This is a genomic window from Corallococcus sp. EGB (assembly GCF_019968905.1).
Classification (GTDB): domain Bacteria; phylum Myxococcota; class Myxococcia; order Myxococcales; family Myxococcaceae; genus Corallococcus.
The window spans coordinates 9,287,868-9,303,609 of record NZ_CP079946.1 but is presented as its reverse complement, the minus strand read 5'-3'; the positions used below and the strand labels follow the sequence as shown (position 1 = coordinate 9,303,609).

The 15,742-nt window shown below is 72.3% G+C and carries 18 protein-coding genes; 9 read left to right on the top strand and 9 right to left on the bottom strand.

Features of this window, described 5'->3' with window-relative positions; genetic code table 11:
- Nucleotides 1-121: 121 nt before the first annotated feature.
- The gene (locus KYK13_RS38115) at nucleotides 122-1,597 is read left to right on the top strand and encodes a hypothetical protein (protein WP_223640266.1); all 1,476 of its coding nucleotides are present in this window, start codon (nucleotides 122-124) and stop codon (nucleotides 1,595-1,597) included.
- On the opposite strand, the gene KYK13_RS38110 is transcribed toward KYK13_RS38115, so the two are convergent.
- Complete coding sequence (locus KYK13_RS38110; protein WP_223640263.1) at nucleotides 1,598-2,395, bottom strand: hypothetical protein; 798 nt, start codon at nucleotides 2,393-2,395, stop codon at nucleotides 1,598-1,600.
- 112 nt (nucleotides 2,396-2,507) lie between these two features.
- On the bottom strand, nucleotides 2,508-2,645 hold the full coding sequence (locus KYK13_RS38105) for a hypothetical protein (RefSeq protein ID WP_223640260.1): 138 nt from the start codon (nucleotides 2,643-2,645) through the stop codon (nucleotides 2,508-2,510).
- 341 nt (nucleotides 2,646-2,986) lie between these two features.
- Between KYK13_RS38105 and KYK13_RS38100 the strand changes: the two genes are divergently transcribed.
- The 4 genes from KYK13_RS38100 (at nucleotide 2,987) to KYK13_RS38085 (ending at nucleotide 5,831) form a co-directional block, all read left to right on the top strand.
- Nucleotides 2,987-3,406 carry a nuclear transport factor 2 family protein gene (locus KYK13_RS38100; protein ID WP_223640257.1) on the top strand — a complete coding sequence of 140 codons (420 nt, stop codon included), beginning with the start codon at nucleotides 2,987-2,989 and terminating at the stop codon, nucleotides 3,404-3,406.
- Nucleotides 3,407-3,585: 179 nt separating this feature from the next.
- On the top strand, nucleotides 3,586-4,380 hold the full coding sequence (locus tag KYK13_RS38095; RefSeq protein ID WP_223640255.1) for a hypothetical protein: 795 nt from the start codon (nucleotides 3,586-3,588) through the stop codon (nucleotides 4,378-4,380).
- A 78-nt stretch (nucleotides 4,381-4,458) separates the two neighbouring features.
- Nucleotides 4,459-5,031 (top strand): YceI family protein, encoded by a 573-nt coding sequence (locus KYK13_RS38090; protein ID WP_223640253.1) that lies wholly within the window; start codon nucleotides 4,459-4,461, stop codon nucleotides 5,029-5,031.
- Nucleotides 5,028-5,831 carry a ubiquinol-cytochrome c reductase iron-sulfur subunit gene (locus KYK13_RS38085; protein WP_223640251.1) on the top strand — a complete coding sequence of 268 codons (804 nt, stop codon included), beginning with the start codon at nucleotides 5,028-5,030 and terminating at the stop codon, nucleotides 5,829-5,831. Before KYK13_RS38090 ends, KYK13_RS38085 begins: the two co-directional genes overlap by 4 nt.
- Before the next feature lie 59 nt (nucleotides 5,832-5,890).
- Here KYK13_RS38085 and KYK13_RS38080 read toward each other — a convergent pair whose 3' ends face one another.
- The 3 genes from KYK13_RS38080 to KYK13_RS38070 all read right to left on the bottom strand — a co-directional run bounded on the left by KYK13_RS38080 (nucleotide 5,891) and on the right by KYK13_RS38070 (nucleotide 9,148).
- A complete protein-coding gene (locus tag KYK13_RS38080; protein WP_223640249.1) occupies nucleotides 5,891-6,964 on the bottom strand; it encodes a CBS domain-containing protein in 1,074 nt (357 codons plus the stop codon).
- Between the two features lie 124 nt (nucleotides 6,965-7,088).
- Nucleotides 7,089-8,198, bottom strand: coding sequence for an ArsA-related P-loop ATPase (locus KYK13_RS38075; protein WP_223640247.1), 1,110 nt, complete (start codon nucleotides 8,196-8,198; stop codon nucleotides 7,089-7,091).
- Nucleotides 8,195-9,148 carry an ArsA family ATPase gene (locus KYK13_RS38070; protein ID WP_370645464.1) on the bottom strand — a complete coding sequence of 318 codons (954 nt, stop codon included), beginning with the start codon at nucleotides 9,146-9,148 and terminating at the stop codon, nucleotides 8,195-8,197. Before KYK13_RS38070 ends, KYK13_RS38075 begins: the two co-directional genes overlap by 4 nt.
- 389 nt (nucleotides 9,149-9,537) lie before the next feature.
- On the opposite strand from KYK13_RS38070, the gene KYK13_RS38065 reads away from it, so the two are divergent.
- Entirely contained in the window at nucleotides 9,538-9,981 is a 444-nt protein-coding gene (locus KYK13_RS38065) for an STAS/SEC14 domain-containing protein (protein ID WP_223640241.1), read from the top strand.
- A 19-nt stretch (nucleotides 9,982-10,000) separates the two neighbouring features.
- On the opposite strand, the gene KYK13_RS38060 is transcribed toward KYK13_RS38065, so the two are convergent.
- A complete protein-coding gene (locus KYK13_RS38060; protein ID WP_223640238.1) occupies nucleotides 10,001-10,684 on the bottom strand; it encodes a hypothetical protein in 684 nt (227 codons plus the stop codon).
- A gap of 167 nt (nucleotides 10,685-10,851) precedes the next feature.
- On the opposite strand from KYK13_RS38060, the gene KYK13_RS38055 reads away from it, so the two are divergent.
- The gene (locus KYK13_RS38055) at nucleotides 10,852-11,274 is read left to right on the top strand and encodes an STAS/SEC14 domain-containing protein (RefSeq protein WP_223640235.1); all 423 of its coding nucleotides are present in this window, start codon (nucleotides 10,852-10,854) and stop codon (nucleotides 11,272-11,274) included.
- A 102-nt stretch (nucleotides 11,275-11,376) separates the two neighbouring features.
- Here the strand turns inward: KYK13_RS38055 and KYK13_RS38050 are convergent, their stop codons facing one another.
- The 3 genes from KYK13_RS38050 to KYK13_RS38040 all read right to left on the bottom strand — a co-directional run bounded on the left by KYK13_RS38050 (nucleotide 11,377) and on the right by KYK13_RS38040 (nucleotide 14,569).
- The gene (locus KYK13_RS38050; protein WP_223640233.1) at nucleotides 11,377-11,712 is read right to left on the bottom strand and encodes a hypothetical protein; all 336 of its coding nucleotides are present in this window, start codon (nucleotides 11,710-11,712) and stop codon (nucleotides 11,377-11,379) included.
- 229 nt (nucleotides 11,713-11,941) lie between these two features.
- Entirely contained in the window at nucleotides 11,942-13,240 is a 1,299-nt protein-coding gene (locus tag KYK13_RS38045; protein ID WP_223640230.1) for a serine/threonine-protein kinase, read from the bottom strand.
- Between the two features lie 114 nt (nucleotides 13,241-13,354).
- The gene (locus tag KYK13_RS38040; protein ID WP_223640228.1) at nucleotides 13,355-14,569 is read right to left on the bottom strand and encodes a serine/threonine-protein kinase; all 1,215 of its coding nucleotides are present in this window, start codon (nucleotides 14,567-14,569) and stop codon (nucleotides 13,355-13,357) included.
- A 229-nt stretch (nucleotides 14,570-14,798) separates the two neighbouring features.
- On the opposite strand from KYK13_RS38040, the gene KYK13_RS38035 reads away from it, so the two are divergent.
- Complete coding sequence (locus tag KYK13_RS38035; RefSeq protein ID WP_223640226.1) at nucleotides 14,799-15,176, top strand: helix-turn-helix domain-containing protein; 378 nt, start codon at nucleotides 14,799-14,801, stop codon at nucleotides 15,174-15,176.
- 80 nt (nucleotides 15,177-15,256) lie between these two features.
- Complete coding sequence (locus tag KYK13_RS38030) at nucleotides 15,257-15,697, top strand: helix-turn-helix domain-containing protein (RefSeq protein ID WP_223640224.1); 441 nt, start codon at nucleotides 15,257-15,259, stop codon at nucleotides 15,695-15,697.
- Nucleotides 15,698-15,742: the final 45 nt, after the last annotated feature.

Sequence of the window (15,742 nt, the reverse complement as noted above, 5' to 3'; positions counted from 1 at the left end):
TGGGACCCGGGGTCCCGCGCCTGGCCACATGGATGCGAAAGGGCGCCTGTGATTCCGGGCACCTTCCCGTGGCGCACCGGCTGCACGGGGCAGGGGCTCCTCCTTCCTCGGAGCGAGCCTGATGTCCCGAATCGATGCGCCCGGTGGCAGCCCCCTGTCCCCCGAACCCACGCCTCCTGAACCCGATGCACCCGCGCCCGAGCTTCGCGTGGGCACGGCCGCGGCCCGCAGGACCTCCGTCAGTGAGAGCAGTGCCTCCGCGCCCGCTCGCAATGAGCTGCGGCCCTATGACGGTCCCCCCGTTGCTCCCTCCGCGCCCCGGACCCCCACGCACGCGGACGGCCCCGCCGTGTCCGCTCGCGAGCTCGCGGCGATGGGCGGCCGGCTGCGCTCTCCCTCCGCCCCCGTCCCCGAGGATGTCTATGCCTCGGTCCGTTCACATCTGACTCGCAGCCTGTCCAATCCCTTCCTCACCGGCGGCGATGTGAAGGCCGCGCACGATGCGCTCGGCTCCGTGCCTCGCGACGCGTACCGCGCCACGCTGGAGCGCATGGACCGCGACGGACTGCTCGCCACCTACGTGTCCCGGATGGACGCTCCTTCGCGCCAGGCCTTCCTCGAACAGGCCGCGTCGAATGGCGTCCTCTCCCGTCGCCCGGGCAGTGCGGAGGGGCCGCTCGGCATGCCGGGTCGTCCGGAGACCTTCGTCAATGATCCGAAGCTGCCCGGCGCCCTGCGCGATGCGGTGAATGCCCATGCCACCGACGTGGGCCGCGCCACCGTCGTCGCCTACGACGCGTACCTGGGACGCTACGGCGACGCCGTGGCCCAGGCCGGCAGCCTCCAGGCCCTCCGCACGCTGGGACCTCCGCAGGCGCTGGACCTGCGCGAAACGTCACTCGGCCTCTCCTGGTCCGACCCGCGGCGCGAACGCTACGAGGCCGAATGGAAGGCCGGACTGGGACGCCCTCGACACTCGCTCGTCCAGGCCTATGAAACCGTCACCGCCCGCGCCCGGGTCCTCTCCGGCGAACGCCCCGCCGGTGCCTTCGTCTCCGCCGAAGTGAGCGCGTCCCTCGAGATGCTCCACTTCAAGCGGGAGGCCCATGTCTCCGCGCGCGGCACCACCGACCGGGAGACGCAGGCGGGCATCGCCACCAAGGCGGGTCCCCTGGGCCTGGAGGTGATGATGGACGCGCACGGCAAGTCGGAGGCGCAGCTCCAGGTGGAGCTGGGCATCGCCAGCGTCAGCCGCGACTCCCAGGGCAAGGTGGAGCTGTCCCTCGGCGCGGGCCCGCACGCCCGGGCCCATGCGAACGTCAACCCGCGCACCGCGGAGTTCGGCGGCGGCGTCGCCTTCGAAGTCTCCGACAAGGCCAGCCAGGGCCACGCCGCCCTCAAGCTGGGCTACGGCCTGCGCGGCCTCACCCCCGAGCGCGCCGCCCAGGCCGTCCGAAGCGACGTCCCCGGCCTCTTCAGCCGCCCCAAGGACCTGGACCCCGGCGTCTCCTGGGACGCCCTGCCCGCCGAGCGCCGGGCCCTCTATGAACGCCAGGGGTGGACGCGCGAGGAGTGGGCCCGGGACGCGCGGCGCTGATCACCGCGCTTGCGGTCCTGATGACCGGGGCCGGCGCGTTTTCGGCGCTGGCGGTTCCTCCTCTTCGGCTTCCGGGCGCAGGGAGATGGCGGTCCACAGCGCCAGGTGCCACGGGGCGACGACCAGGGCCAGGCCACTCGTGAACACGGCGGCGGGGAGGGCCACCAGGAACCACCCCACCGTCGCCACCCACAGCAGTGTCGAAGCGACGATCTGCATGTTCCGCGCACGGGAGTGGTGGCTCATCAGGGCGCACAGGGTGGCGAGCCAGATGCCCGCGCCAACGCTGAGCATCACCCCGGTCGTCGCTTGGTGGTATCCGAGGAGGTACCACGTCGCCACCAGCACCCCCGACTGGTACAGCGCACTCACCAGCGCGAGCGTGATGTCGCCCCCGCTCAGCCCCGGTTTCCTCGCGCCCTCTTCCTGCGTCTCCAGCAGGTCGGGAGGCAGCTCCATCGCGTACGGATAGCCCATGGCGAGCAGGGCCTCCTTCGCCGCATGCCGCACCTTCATCCCGCCCGAACCCGTGTAGTCCCCGAGCGGGTTGCTCCGGTCCAGGAGCCCCAGCAGCAGGTCCGCCCGCTCGCGCGGCGGTTCGTCCGGCGCGGGCGGACGGCCCAGGCCCACGATGAGCGCGTCGATGTCCGCACGCACCATCCCCGGCGAACGCACCTCCTCCATCAAGAGCGCGAGCGGCGAGGAGGACTCCGCCGCGATGGACTCGGGGACGTCGGCGAGTGCCCCGTCGTCGGTGGAGGAGGACGGCGGCGCGGAACGGAGGGCTTCCTGGGGCATGGGTGCTCCTGGAGGACAGTCATCCTCCGGCGGACGGCCCGCGAGCAAGAGGGCACCTGCCGTCCTCGGGGGCGTTGAGAAGACAGTGTCCGTAGCGCCGCCTCCGGACGCGTCAGCGCAGCACCTTCTCCACGACCACGATGTCGTGCCACACGCCGCCCTCCCTCGCGTGCTTCGCGTGGGTTCCCACCGTCGTGAATCCCAGGCGCTCGAACAGCTCCCGGCCCCGCGTGTCCTCCGCGAGCGGCATTGCCCGGCGGACCTGGGCGTGTGCGGCCCGGACGCGGGGGCCGAGGCGTTGGCCGCTACCTCCAATGCACCTTCGGCCCGCTCCGCCATGGGAGGGGCCAGGGCCAGCAGGGATGCCTCGGCCTCCTGCCAGGTCTGTTTCCTCGGGGCGGACGACGGCTGGGCGCGGTGGACTTCCTGGGACATGACGGCGTCCCTCTTTCAGCAGCGGGCCGCCCGGGAGCAAGAGGGGGGCCTCCCGGCCGCGGGACAAGGGAGCGGCCTCCGCCGCAAGGCCACGTGCCCCTCTCGTGCGCACCCTTCCCGGGCACATCCCCCTTTCGCGACGAGCGAGGACTCCCGATGGAACGAGCGCAGCGGTTCGTGGATGCACTGCTGAAACTGGAGCAGGACGGCGACATCGAGCCGATGGTCGCCCTCTTCGCCGACGATGCACAGGTGAGCAACGTCGCCTCTCCCAACATCTACTCCGGCCTCGACGGCGCCCGCCGCTTCTGGACCGAGTACAAGGGCACCCTGGGCCAGGTGAAGTCCGTCTTCCGCAACATGATCGAATCCGGCGACCGCGTCGCCCTGGAGTGGGAGACGCAAGGCACCGCGCGCAACGGGGCCGCCATCGCCTACGAGGGCGTCTCCATCATCGAGTGGGACGGCGACCGGGTCCGCCGCTTCTTCGCCTACTTCGACCCGCGCGCCCTGGGGCAGGAGCTCTCGCACGGCACCGGGCCGCGGTCGGAGGTGCCGACGACGACACCTGCCTGACACACCTGGAGCACGCAACATCCGTCGGCACTGGGGTGCTCATGGCTGCGGCCGACAGGAAGAACAAGGTTCACCTGGACGGTACGCACCGTCGTGCACCGGCACCGCGAGCCGGGGTAGCCTGGGAAGGCATGGCCCCCCTCTTTTGTAACGGGCCGCGTTGTCTCCTCGGGAACCCCATGATGACCCGCGTCATTTCACCCCTCCTGGCCGTCATGCTCCTGGCGGCCTCCCCCGCTGGCGCGGCCCTCGCGCCGGATGCTCCCGTGATGGTCGCCGCGGCGAAGCGCAAGCCCGCGAAGCGCAGGCCCAGCACGCCGGTGCCGCCGCCCCCGCAGGATGCCGCGCCCGCGGCACCGGTGACGCCGGACGTCGCGCCGCCGGTGTCCGCCACGCCGGAGTCCGGTTCGACGGCGGCCTCCAAGACGCAGGACTCCAGCGGCACGACGCCGTCGTCCGAGCCCGGGCTGGACTTCGACCTGCTCACGCCGGAGGCGGAGGCGTCCAAGGGCCTGTTGGATCCGAACCTCCAGAAGGAGCTGGAGACGCGCCGCACGATGCTCAAGCTGCACCAGGGCCTGGGCCTGGCCATGGCGGGCGGCCTCACCGCGGCCACGGTGCTGGGACAGCTTCAGTTCAACCGCTCGTTCCGGGGTGGCGGGGACGACCGCTCGCTGCTCGCCTGGCACCGGGGCGTCGTCATCGGCACGTCGGTGCTGTTCGCCACGGTGGGCACGCTGGGCGTGCTGGCGCCGGACCCGGTGGAGCGCCCGTTCCAGTGGGATACGGTGACGTTCCACAAGATCTTCATGAGCCTGGCCACCGCCGGGATGATTGCCCAGGCCGTGCTCGGCATCCTGGCCACCCACAGCTACGGTGAGATCACGGAGCCGAAGTACGCCACCGCGCACCAGGTGGTGGGCTATGCCACGCTGGGCTGCGTCGCCGCGGGCATCGTCACGCTCACTTTCTGACCCCATCCCCTTGTCGTGAATGTCTCCGCGCGCCGGCCGTTGTGCGGAGACAAGACGTAGCCCCCTCTGGAGGACGCCGTGATTGCTCGACGACTCGTTCTGTCCGCTGCCCTGCTGCTCGCGCTTCCCGCCGCAGCGCAGAACGCGAAGATGTTCTCGGTGAAGAAGGATTCCAGCAACCTCACCTACAAGCTCATCCACAAGATGCACACCGTGTCCGGCAAGGCGCCCCCCAGCGAGGGCAAGGCCGTGCTCAAGCCGGACGGCACCCTGCAGGTGGCCGTGCGCGCGCAGGTGAAGGACTTCGACTCGCAGAACTCCAACCGCGACACGCACATGCTGGAGGTGACGGAGGCCTCCAAGTTCCCGCTGGTGGAGGTGAAGGCCGTGGGCTCCGGCGTGAAGCCGCCCGCCACCTTCCCGGGCACCGTGCCGGTCACCCTCAAGGGCAAGCTGACCTTCCACGGCGTGACGAAGGACGTCGAAATCCCCATGACGGTGAAGTTCGACTCCGCCTCGCAGGTGACGGCGGACGGCACCTTCAAGATCAGCCTGGAGGGTTACAACATCGAACGGCCCACGCTGCTGCTGGTGAAGGTCGATGACGAGCTGGTGCTGGAGCCGCACCTCGTCTTCACGGAGGGCACGTGAGCTCGTCGCGTCGCGACTTCTTCAAGAAGCTGTTGGGCACGGGCGTGGTGGTGGCGGGCCTGCCGCCCGCGTGCGCGCCGAACATCGACCCCGCGCCGGTGCTGGACGTCCCCATGCCCGGCGAGGACGGCATCGTCGCCCTGGTGGTGCAGCGCTACCCGGACCTGTCCCGCGAGGGCGGCGCGGTGACGCTGCGTTTCCCGAAGGAGTCCGGGCAGGAGAACCTGCTGGTGATGCACCCCACGGCGGACACCTACGCGGTGCTGTCCGCCACGTGCACCCACGTGGGCTGCCCCATGGGCTTCGACGGCAAGGAGGCCGTGTGCCCCTGCCACCTGTCGAGGTTCGCGCTCGACGGCACGGTGACGCACTCGCCCGCCACGGTGCCGCTCACTCAGTACGCGAGCACGTACAACGCGGGCACACAGGTGCTGAGCATCAACATCTTGGATGGTGATCCCAACTTCCCTGCGGTGGTGCGCGGCAAGTTGGCGCTGACCTTCGAGGAGTTCCCGGACCTCCAGAACACGGGCGGCATGGTGAGCGGCCGGCCCAGGGGCTACGGAAAGCGCATCTTCGTCTTCAAGCTGGAGGACGGGACCTATTCAGCGGTGGACTCCGTCTGCCCGCATCAGCGGTGCGAGGTGGGCTTCGATTCGGGCCTCAACGAGCTGCTCTGCCCCTGCCACGCGTCCACGTTCACCAAGACGGGCACCGTCACGCAGGGCCCCGCCACCAGCGACCTGAAGAAGTTCACCGTCACGGTGGACGCGAACGGCGTGGTCGTCGCCATCACCTGAAGCCCTGGCGTCCCGGACGGGAGGCTCTCCACGCCTCCCGTCCCCACGGGCCGGCTTCCTCAGCGCAGCCGGCTCCAGAACGAGCGCCGCGAAGAGATGCGCTCCAGTGCCTCCTGCAGCTCCTCGTCCTGATCCGCGCGGCTGGCGATGTCCCCCAGCGCGATGATGCCCACGAGCCGGTCGTCGGGCTCCACCACGGGGACGCGGCGCACCTGGCGGCGGCCCATCAGCTCGATGACGCCATGCAGGTCCTCCTCCGGCAGCACCGCCTCCAGGTCCTCCGTCATCACGTCCCCGGCGCGCAGGCCGTCCACGGCGCGCTGTCCGCTGAAGGCGCGCAGCGCGAGGTCGCGGTCCGTGACCAGGCCCTGGAGCCGCCCCTCCGCGTCCACGATGGGCACCACGCCGCAGTCCTCGTCCCGCATCAACTGCGCCACCTCGCGCAGGCTGCTGTCGCGCCGCGCGGTGCGCACCTGCCGGGTCATGATGTCGCGCGCGGTGAGCGGCTCGCGCCTCCAGCGGCGGCGGGAGGCGCCGGACGCCGGGGCCGGGTCACGGGGCGAGGCCCGGAGCCTCGGATCCAACGGGAAGGCCTCCTCCCTTCGCGGGGCCAGCCGCTCGCGCAGGCTCGGGTCCTCGCGCCACCCCGGCGCGCCGCGGCCCTGGCGGTCTCGCAGGAGGGGCTCCTCGCCGCCGTAGCCGGTGCGGTCCCACTCGCGGTAGTCGGCGCGCTCGTGAGGCATCTCCTGCACCGTGTCCTCGCCCTGGGTGCGCCGGGGGCCCGCGCCGTTGGCGTAGCGCACGTCCCGGTCGTCGCGGCCGTAGGGGCCGGCGGTGCCGCCATCGCGCTCGCCCTCCCGGTCCGCGCGCCAGGTGCCCGTGTCGTCCACGTCCGTGCGCACGCGGCCCAGGCGCCACGCGGCGGCGCGGTGGAAGCGCCCCTGTCGGTCGGCGGGGCGCTCGTCGCGCCCGGGCGTCCAACCGCTCACGTCGGCCTCCGCGCGCTCGCGCGAGCCTGGCGGCGCCACGTCCGGCGAGCGGTGCGTGGCCATGGCATCCGTGGGAGGCGTGGAGATGTCCGCGCGCCCCAGGTCATGCCTGCCGTTTCCGTTGCTGTAGTCCTTGGTGCCCATGTGCGTCGCAAGCCTCCTCGACTTGCGAACATGGGAAGCGGGTCCGGACGCGCAAAGCTCCAGCCGGCCAGGTACGGCGCCGCTCGCCCGTCCGCCCCAGGCCGCGGCGCCGCGCGCGCTGGGGTCAGGCGACGGTGAGCGCGTCGCCCAGGTGCACCAGGCCCCGGAAGTCCTCCAGGTCCGCGCCCGCGTCCGGCGCGGCGATGGCCATTGCGCCCCGGGGCAGGCCTTCCGCCAGCCTCGCCAGCAGCGAGCGGTGGGCCTTCGCGCGCGCGTCCTCCACGCCCGCCAGGTGCTCCAGCGCGACCACGGCGTCCGAGTCCGCGGCGTTGTTCGCGTGCGGCTTCAGCGCGGCGGCCGGGGCCAGGCCGTCATCGCGCGCCCAGCTGCGGTTGAGCACATAGCCCGCGAAGGGCAGCCCCTTGGCCTGGAGCGTCTGCTGGAAGAACGTGGCCTCGCGCAGCGCGGCGGCCTCCGGCGACGTGACGAGCAGGAACGCCGCGTCCTTCGACGACAGGTGTTCCCGCAGCCGGTCCGCGTGCAGGCGGATGCCGGCGAACAGCCCGCCGAAGGCGCCGACGAAGGTGCGCATCTCCTGCGCGAAGCCGCCGCCGAAGATGCCGTCCAGCACCTTGCCCACCAGCGCCTGCGCGCCCTGCCACAGCCGGCCGGTGCGGCCCGAGTCCGGCCCGAAGAGGGAGACGATCCGTTCGTCCAGGAAGCGCGACAGCCGGCCCGGCGCGTCCAGGAAGTCCAGCGCGTGGCGGCTGGGCGGGGTGTCCAGGACGATGAGGTCGTAGTGGCCCTCCGCGAGGAAGCTGTCCAGCGCCTCCGCGGCGGCGTATTCCTGCACGCCCGCGACCAGCTCCGACAGGAAGCGGTACAGGCGGTGCTCCAGGATGGTGCGCGCGGCGCTCTCCGTGGCGGACATCCGGCGCACCATGCGCTCGAAGACGATGCGCGGCTCCAGCATCCACACGTCCAGCCGGCCCTCGCCGCGCGGGCCGTCCGCGTACAGGCGCTCCGGAGGCACGGTGGTGGGCTCCGCGCCGTTCTCCTTCAGCCCCATGGCCTCCGCCAGCCGCCGCGCCGGGTCGATGGTGAGCACCAGCACCTTGCGCCCCGCGCGCGCCGCGGCCACGCCCAGCGCCGCCGCCGTCGTCGTCTTGCCCACGCCGCCCGCGCCGCACAGCACGAGGATGCGCTTGTCGCGCAGCAGTCCGTCCAGGTTCATGGCGTGGCCTCCTGGCCGGGGTGGAGCGCGGCCCCTTCGAGTTTGGACATCAGGTGCTCCGCCAGCCGCTCCACCAGCGCCACGCCCGTCAGCGCCAGCTCCGGCAGCCCCCAGTGCGGCACGGCCACGCCCGCCGCCAGCCGCTGGCGGGCCTGCCGCGCGCGCTCCAGCCGCTCCAGCGCCCGCTGTCCCCGGTGTGGCCCGTGCGTCTCCAACAGCCGCTCCAGCGCCGCGCGCGACTCCGGCGTGAAGGGGTCCTCCGGCATGCGGTTGAGCACCGCGGCGGACAGGGGCAACCCCACGTCCTTCAATTCGCCCACCAGCGCCAGCGTCTCGCTCACGGGCAGCGGCTCCGGCAGGGTGGTGAGCACCACGCCCGTGCGCGCGGGGTCCTGGAGCAGGTCCAGCCCTTCACGCACCGCGCGCCCCACGGGCCCGCCCGGCATCAGCGACAGGATGCTCCGGGGCAGCGTGGCCAGCGCCAGCGCGTGACCGGTGGCGGGCAGGTCCACCACGGTGAGCGGGTGCACCCAGCGCCCGTCCGCATGCTTGCGTCGCAAGAGGGACAGCAGCTGGAACATCAGCCCCATCTCCTTGAGCGCGGGGCCCGCCTCCAGGAAGCGCCGCAGCGCCTTGGAGCGCAGCGCGGCGTCCGCCAGCCACTTCGCGGGCAGCGTCTCCTCCAGGAACAGCCGGTGCCCTTCGGGAGCGGACAGGCGCACGAAGGACAGGTTCGGCCCCGCTGCCACCACGCGCGGCCCGGCCTCGTTCGCGCCCACCAGCCCCGCGAGCGCGGACGGGCCGCCCTCGTCCGGGGACAGCTCCGCCAGCAGCACCGGACGGCCCGCGCGCGCCGCCGCCACCGCCAGCGCCGCGGAGAGCGTCGTCTTGCCCACGCCGCCCTTGCCCGACACGAGCACGGCGCGTCTCCTCCACAGGGAATCCAGCACCACGCTCCCATCCTCCGCGCACGCGGCGCGACCCTTCACGGTGAGCAAGGAAGCGCGCCACGACAACCGGCCGGTGATGCGCCCAGGGACGACCGTCCGTCCGGCCGCCCGCACCCCGAGCATAGCGGCTTTCCCGGCACGTCCTGGCAGCCCCGCGCGCCGCGCTGACCCGGCCGTGACACAGCGCACGCCGCGCGGCCCCGCCCGGGACGTCATGACGCGACGTGCGAGGAGGGCGGGAGGACCCGGTCCGGAAGGACGCGCGGTGCGCGCGGCCGTCGCGACCCGGCGAGTAGTACCTTCGGACAAGGCCCGGAAAGAACGCGTCGCGGACTGGTGACGTCCCCCGGGATCTGGTTACCCTCATGCCCCTCTGCGTGGGAGAGGGCATGGCGGTGCTTCGGGAGTGGGTCTTCGGGACCCAGCGTGTCTCGCTGGAGTCCTCCGACATCCTCTGGGCGAAGATCCGGGGCTCGTTTTCAGAGCCGGACGTGCGGGAGCTGGTGAGGGTGTTCCGCGAGCTGGAGGCGGGCCCCGACAAGCCGCTCTACTTCGTCGTGGACCTGAGCGACAGCAACCCCGAGGGGCTCTCGGTCGCGCCGCGCAAGTACCTGGCCGAGCACGTGCGCCCCGGCTGGTTCCACGCCATCGTCTTCTTCGGCGCCAGTCGCATGCACCGCGAGGTGCTGCAGGCGCTCGTGGTGGCGCTCCAGTTCGTCGACGACACGAAGCTGGAGGCGCAGTTCGTGGACTCGGAGGCCCAGGCCCGCGCGTGGCTGGAGGCCCACCGGCGCCGCCGGGAAGCCGCCGGCGCGCTGAAGGGGCACGCCTGAACGGCGAGGCCGCCGGACGTCAGTGGACCGCCCAGCGCTCGGCGATCTCCTCGCACGCGAGCACCACGTCGCCCAGCCGGCGGATGTGCGCGCGCGGCGCGACGAACAGCGAGCCCGCGAACACGTCCACCACGGTCATCAGCCGGTGGTCCGCCGGGCCCAGCCGGCACAGGTGCTGCTCCGCGAAGCGCTGCAGGAGCGTGCCGATGTACTGGCCGCTGCGCTCGTCCAGGGGGTGCGTCTTGGAGAAGTAGAGCTTCATCAGCCCCACGCGCGGGTTGCCCTGCTTGTCCAGCCGCTGCACCACCACCTCCGGGCGCACGCTGATGGTGACGCCGGCCATCTCCAGCACCGGCGGCTCCGCGCCCACCGCGCTGATGATGGCGTCGTCCAGGTCCAACCACGGCACCAGGTCCGCGAAGCGCTCCAGCGCCTCCGAGCACAGCTGCATGCGCTGCGCCTCGAACTCCGTCTGCGGCACCGCGCAGGCGAAGCGGCGCTGGGCCTCCCGCAGCACGTTCAGGTCCATGCCCCGGCACAGGAAGTCCGTGATGGCCTGGGACGCCTCCGGATAGCGCAGGTACTGGGCCTCCGGCGGGTGCTTCTGGTCGTGGATGATGCGCTTGCGGCGGGCGGGCGTGGCGACCAGGTACTCGCCCAGCTTGTTCACCGAGACGCGCGGCATTTCACGGGTTTCCGTCATGGTGGTTCCCCCTCTGAAGGCTGTCGGAATGGGTACACAGTACAGAGGGGGTCTGACATCCAATGGACAGCGATTCCTTGTACGAAAGGGCAGGGATGCGTTTGGGCACTTTCCCTGGGTGGAGGGGTCCGGCGTAGGGTCTTCCCAGAAGCCGGGGGGAGGACCGCATGGAGCAACAGATTCGCGAGTGGACGTGTGGCGTGCACCGGATCCGCATGATTGCGCCGGACGTGTTGCACACGAAGTACACGGGCATCGTGGGGCTGCAGGACGCGAAGTGGGCGCTGCGCGTCTATGAGGAGATGGCGGCGAAGGGGCCGTTCTACCTGGTGGCGGAGGTGCCGGGGTCGGAGCTGCCCGCCGAGTCGCGCAAGTACCTGGCCAACAACGTGCGCGCGGAGTGGATGCGCTCGGTGGTGTACGTGGGCTCCGACCTGACACAGCGCGTGGTGGGCAAGGCCATGTCCGTGGCCATGCTGCTCACCGGCCACGCGGCCAGCTTCGACACGGTCTTCGTGGACACGCTGGCGCAGGCCGAGGCGTGGGTGGACGCGCACCGCCTGGATCACGCGCCCCGCCGCGCGGGCTGAGGCGCTCCAGCGCTGGCCGCCATGCGGATGTGACGAGGGGCCAGGCCCGGGCGGGATGCCCGGGTCCTGGCCCTCGGCGTCCGGGGCGCGGGAGGAGCGCTCTCAGGGCATGCGGTCCGGGTGGCCGTAGCGGTACACGTCGCTCACCGGGTTGGTGCCCGCGTCGCTGCGAGGGCCGTCGCCGTCCGGCATGTCGTCGAGCGAGGACCCCGGTGAACGCTCGCGAGGGTCGTACGGGCGCAGGCCGCTGGCGTCGTAGCGGCGAGCGTCGCCGTCGTCGTCGTCCCCGGTCTGGTCGCGGCGGGGCTGGCGCTCGTCCTCCTCCTCTTCCTCTTCGGCGCTGGAGCGCTGGGGTGCTTCGCCGCGTGGATCCGTCGGACGCCCGTAGAAGTCCTCGGCGGGCTGCGTGGGGGCGGGGCGCTTGTCGTTGGTGGCCATGAAGGGTTCCCTCCGTCGGAAGAGGTTCTTCATCGCTCCTGGCCCGCGGCAACCTGCTCCGGAAGCACCCGCAAGGGGCTGGAGGGCAGGCGGCCAGGCATCAGGGCCCTCCCGCGCGCGGGTGCCGCTTCATCGCCGGGCGTGCGCACGAAGGCATGGCCGGGCGGAGCGCCGTGCAGATGGCTGGGTTTGATTTGAAAAGACAGTCATGGACCTCCGGCGCCACGGCTCACACCGGCTGGTGGCCGTCGTCGTCGTCGTCGAAGCCGTCTCCCGGCACCTCCTCGTCTGGCCCGGCCAGCTCGTCCAGGGCCTCCACGGGCAGGGGTTCGTCATCCAGGTCCGGCGTCACGTCGTCGCCTCCGAGGAACGGCGGCGGGCCCTCCGCGCCGGAGGACTCGGACGTCATCGCGGCCTCCTCGGCGGTCAGCTCCTCCGGGTGCAGGCCCCCCTCCAGCAGCTCCGCCTGGTTGCGCCGGCCGGTGGCCTCGCGCGCCGCCTCCGCCACCTCTTCCGCGGCGGCCTGCCGTCCGTACGCGGGCGCGTGCTCCCGCAGCCACTCCCGCAGCGCCGCGGCCAGCTCCGCCGCCGTGCCGAAGCGCTCCGCCGGGGACTGGCGCAGCGCGCGGACCACCACCGCGCGCAGGCCCGCTGGAGCGTCGCGCGCCAGCTTCTCCACCTCCCCGGGCCCCACCAGCGCCATGCGCGCCGCCACCTCCGTCAGCGGCATCCACGTGGGCCCCTGCGCCTGCACCAGCGGCAGGTCCGGCGGGGGCGGAGGCGCCGGGTCCCCCTGCGCCAGCGGGTGCGTCCCCGTCAGCACCTCCAGCAGCACCAGCCCCAGCGAGAACAGGTCGCTGCGCGCGTCCACGGGCTCGCGCCGCAGCGCCTCCGGCGAGGCGTACGCCACGTCGCCCTTCACCAGCGGACGGCTGGTGATCTCCCTCCCCGGCAGCGTGGAGAAGGCCGCCGTGAAGTTCGTGAGCTTCACCTCGCCATGCACGCCCAGGCGCAGGTTCCGGGGGCTCACGTCCCGGTGCACGATGCCCAGCGGGCGGTTCCACTCGTCCCGCAGCGTGTGCGCGTGGTGCAGCGCCTCCGCCACCTCGGAGACCACCCACGCGCCGAAGGCCGGGGACATGGGCTTGCGCCGCATGGCCACCAGGTTCAGCACCGTGTCCAGCGACCGGCCCTCCACGTACTCCATCACCACGTGCGGGACGCCCCGGTAGGCCTTCAGGTGGTAGACCTTCGCGATGCCCGGGTGGTTGAGCCGGAACGTCAGCTCCACCTCCTCCACCAGCCGCCGCCGCTCCACGAACCCGGACGGGTTGCGCAGCCGCTTGATGACCACCGGGCCGCCCAGCCCGCCCCGGTAGCGCCTGCGCGCCAGCATCAGCAGCTCCCCCGTGGCGCGCACCTCCAGCTTGCGCACGAACTCGAAGGCCGTGCCTCCCACCGTGAACAGCACGCGCGGCCGGCGGGGCATGCCGGGAATCTCCTCCGTCGTCGTATCGGGCGTCTTCATGTCCTGCCTTCCAACCTCCAGGGTCGAGCGGAAATCGCTCCACCCCGCAGGTAACACAAACCCTGTCGCGTTCAAACGTCCAGGGTTGGATGGAAGTCATGGGACTCCTGGGGTTCATCCGCCCCGGCGCAATCCCAGACGCCGGAGCCACCGCTCCCATTGTCTGCGCCACGCCAGCCGCCGGGCCACCCACCAGGGCATGGGCGGAGGCAGGGGCGCGGCCAGCCCCAGTGACGGTCCAGACGTCGGCGTCACGGGCGGCGTGGACGCGCTGGAGTGGGGCGCCGCGCCGGGGACGCGCCGCTCCCGGGCGCGGGCCCAGCGGCGCAGCTCGCGGGCCTCCTCGTCGCCGTCGAAGTACGCGTCGGACTCCTCCGTGACGGCCTCGTGGAGCGGCGGCGCGGCGAACAGCGGCGTGTCCCAGCTGTCCGGGGCGCGCTCCAGCGCGGTGCTCAGGTCGGTGTAGAGGTCCGCGCCCATCTGGTAGCGCTGGCTGGCGTCCCGGCGCAGCAGCCGGTCGCAGATGTCATTGAGGGCGCGGGGCACGCGCGGGTTGAGCGCGCGCGCGGAGCGCCCCTTGATGGCCTGGATGCCGTCCAGCAGCGCCGCGGCCGGCAGGTCCGGAGGGTAGGGGAAGTCCCCCGTGAGCACCTGGAAGAGCGTGAGCCCCAGCGAGTAGAGATCGTCCGTGGGCTGATAGTTGTAGCGAGCCATGCCCTTGGGGTTGCTCAACCAGTAGCGCAGGAGCTCCGGGCTGCGGTAGCTGGGCGTGCCCGGCGGCGGCCGCCCGTCCGTGATGGCCGGCGCGCAGGCGTGGTCGCTGGAGCCGAAGTCCACCAGCACCGGCCGCGCGTCCGACGCGCGCACGATGATGTTGCTGCCCTTGATGTCGCGGTGGCGCACGCCCGCGCGGTGGATGAAGTCCAGCGTCAGCGCCAGCTCCGCGAACAGCCGCGCCACCTGCCGCGCCGTGGGCTTCGTCTCCACCGCCCAGTCCGACAGCGTGGGACCCTCCACGTAGTCCATGACCAGGAAGAGGTAGCCCGTGAGCGGGTGCGGCCAGCGGTGGTAGCCGCGCAGCGCCACCACGTTGGGGTGGGTCATGCGGTGCAGCACGCTCACCTCCTTCAGCGTGCGCGCGTCCACCTGCGAGCCGTCCTCGGCGTCCTGCGGCCCCTGGAGCGCGAACTTCAGCGCCACGTGGAAGCCCCCGGTCTCCGCCAGGAACACGGTGCCGTAGCCCCCCGTGGCCAGGCGCTTCAGCAGCCGGAAGCTGCCCACCACCTCCTGGGGCTGAAGGAGCAGCGGATGTCCTCCTTCCAGGTTCATGACGCCGCGCCTCCCGGGCCCTGTCGGGGCTCGAAGGACATTGGATGTGGAGGGTTCAATCGAAGAGGGAGGATGTGGCTGGGAGGAGGCATGCGGAAATGGATGGAAATGACCTGCCAGGTCCATAGCATGGCAAACGCCCCTTGGGGTAGTGTTGGTGCTGTGTCAGGTAGGACGCCGGGCGCCTGACTTCATGGGAGACACATCCGGCCAGGGGTGGTGAGCGGCAATGAACGAGGAGCTGGCCATCACGGTGGGCAACGCGGCGCGGGCGGCCCGCGAGCGGCAGGGCCTGACCCAGGGCGACGTCGCCAGCCAGGTGGGGATCGCCATGGAGGTCTACAGCCGCATGGAGCGCGGACGGGTGCTGCCCAGCTCCACCACCCTGCGCAGGCTGTGCATGGTGTTGCGCATCCGCGCGGACACGCTCCTGGGATTGGACGGGCCCTCGCCGCCGGAGGAGGCGCGCACGCTGGCCCTGGCGGACCGCGAGGAGGATCCGCCGGGGCTGCGCCGGCTGGTGCGCGCGCTGCGGCCCCTGGATGAAGAGGCCTTGAAGGCCATGGGCCTCATCATCCAGGGCGCGCTCGCGCTGCGCGGCCGCTGAAGCCCGGGGCCCCAAGGCCTGTCGCCCCGAAAACTTGCGCGCGGGGGGAGAGATGCAAGGTTTTGGGGGTGCCCGCCCCGGTGAACGAAAACCTGTACACGATATTCGGAGCCGCCGCCCGCGAAGCGCGGCTGCGGTTGGGACTCACGCAGGCGGACGTGGCCGAGCGCGTGGGCATCGCCATGGAGGTCTACAGCCGCATGGAGCGCGGCCGCATGCTGCCCCGCGCCCAGACCCTGCGGCGCCTGTGCGACGTGCTCTCCGTGTCCGCGGACGCGCTCCTGGGCGTGGGGCCCGGCTCCGCGCAGGCGCAGGTCCGCTCCCCGCCGCGCCAGGAGGACTCGCTGGAGCTGCGCCGGCTGGTGCGCACGCTGCGCGAGCTGGAGCCCCCCAGGCTCAAGGCCGTGGCGCGCGTGGTGCGCACGGTGGTGTCCGTCATGCCTCCGAAGCCTGCTCCCGGGGCCTCGCCCACCGCCCGGAAGAAGCCCGCGCCCCCTGCCCGGAAGCGACGCGCCGGTTAGCGCGGCGCCATGGGCAGACAAATCCTCCCGGACTGCAATGGGGGG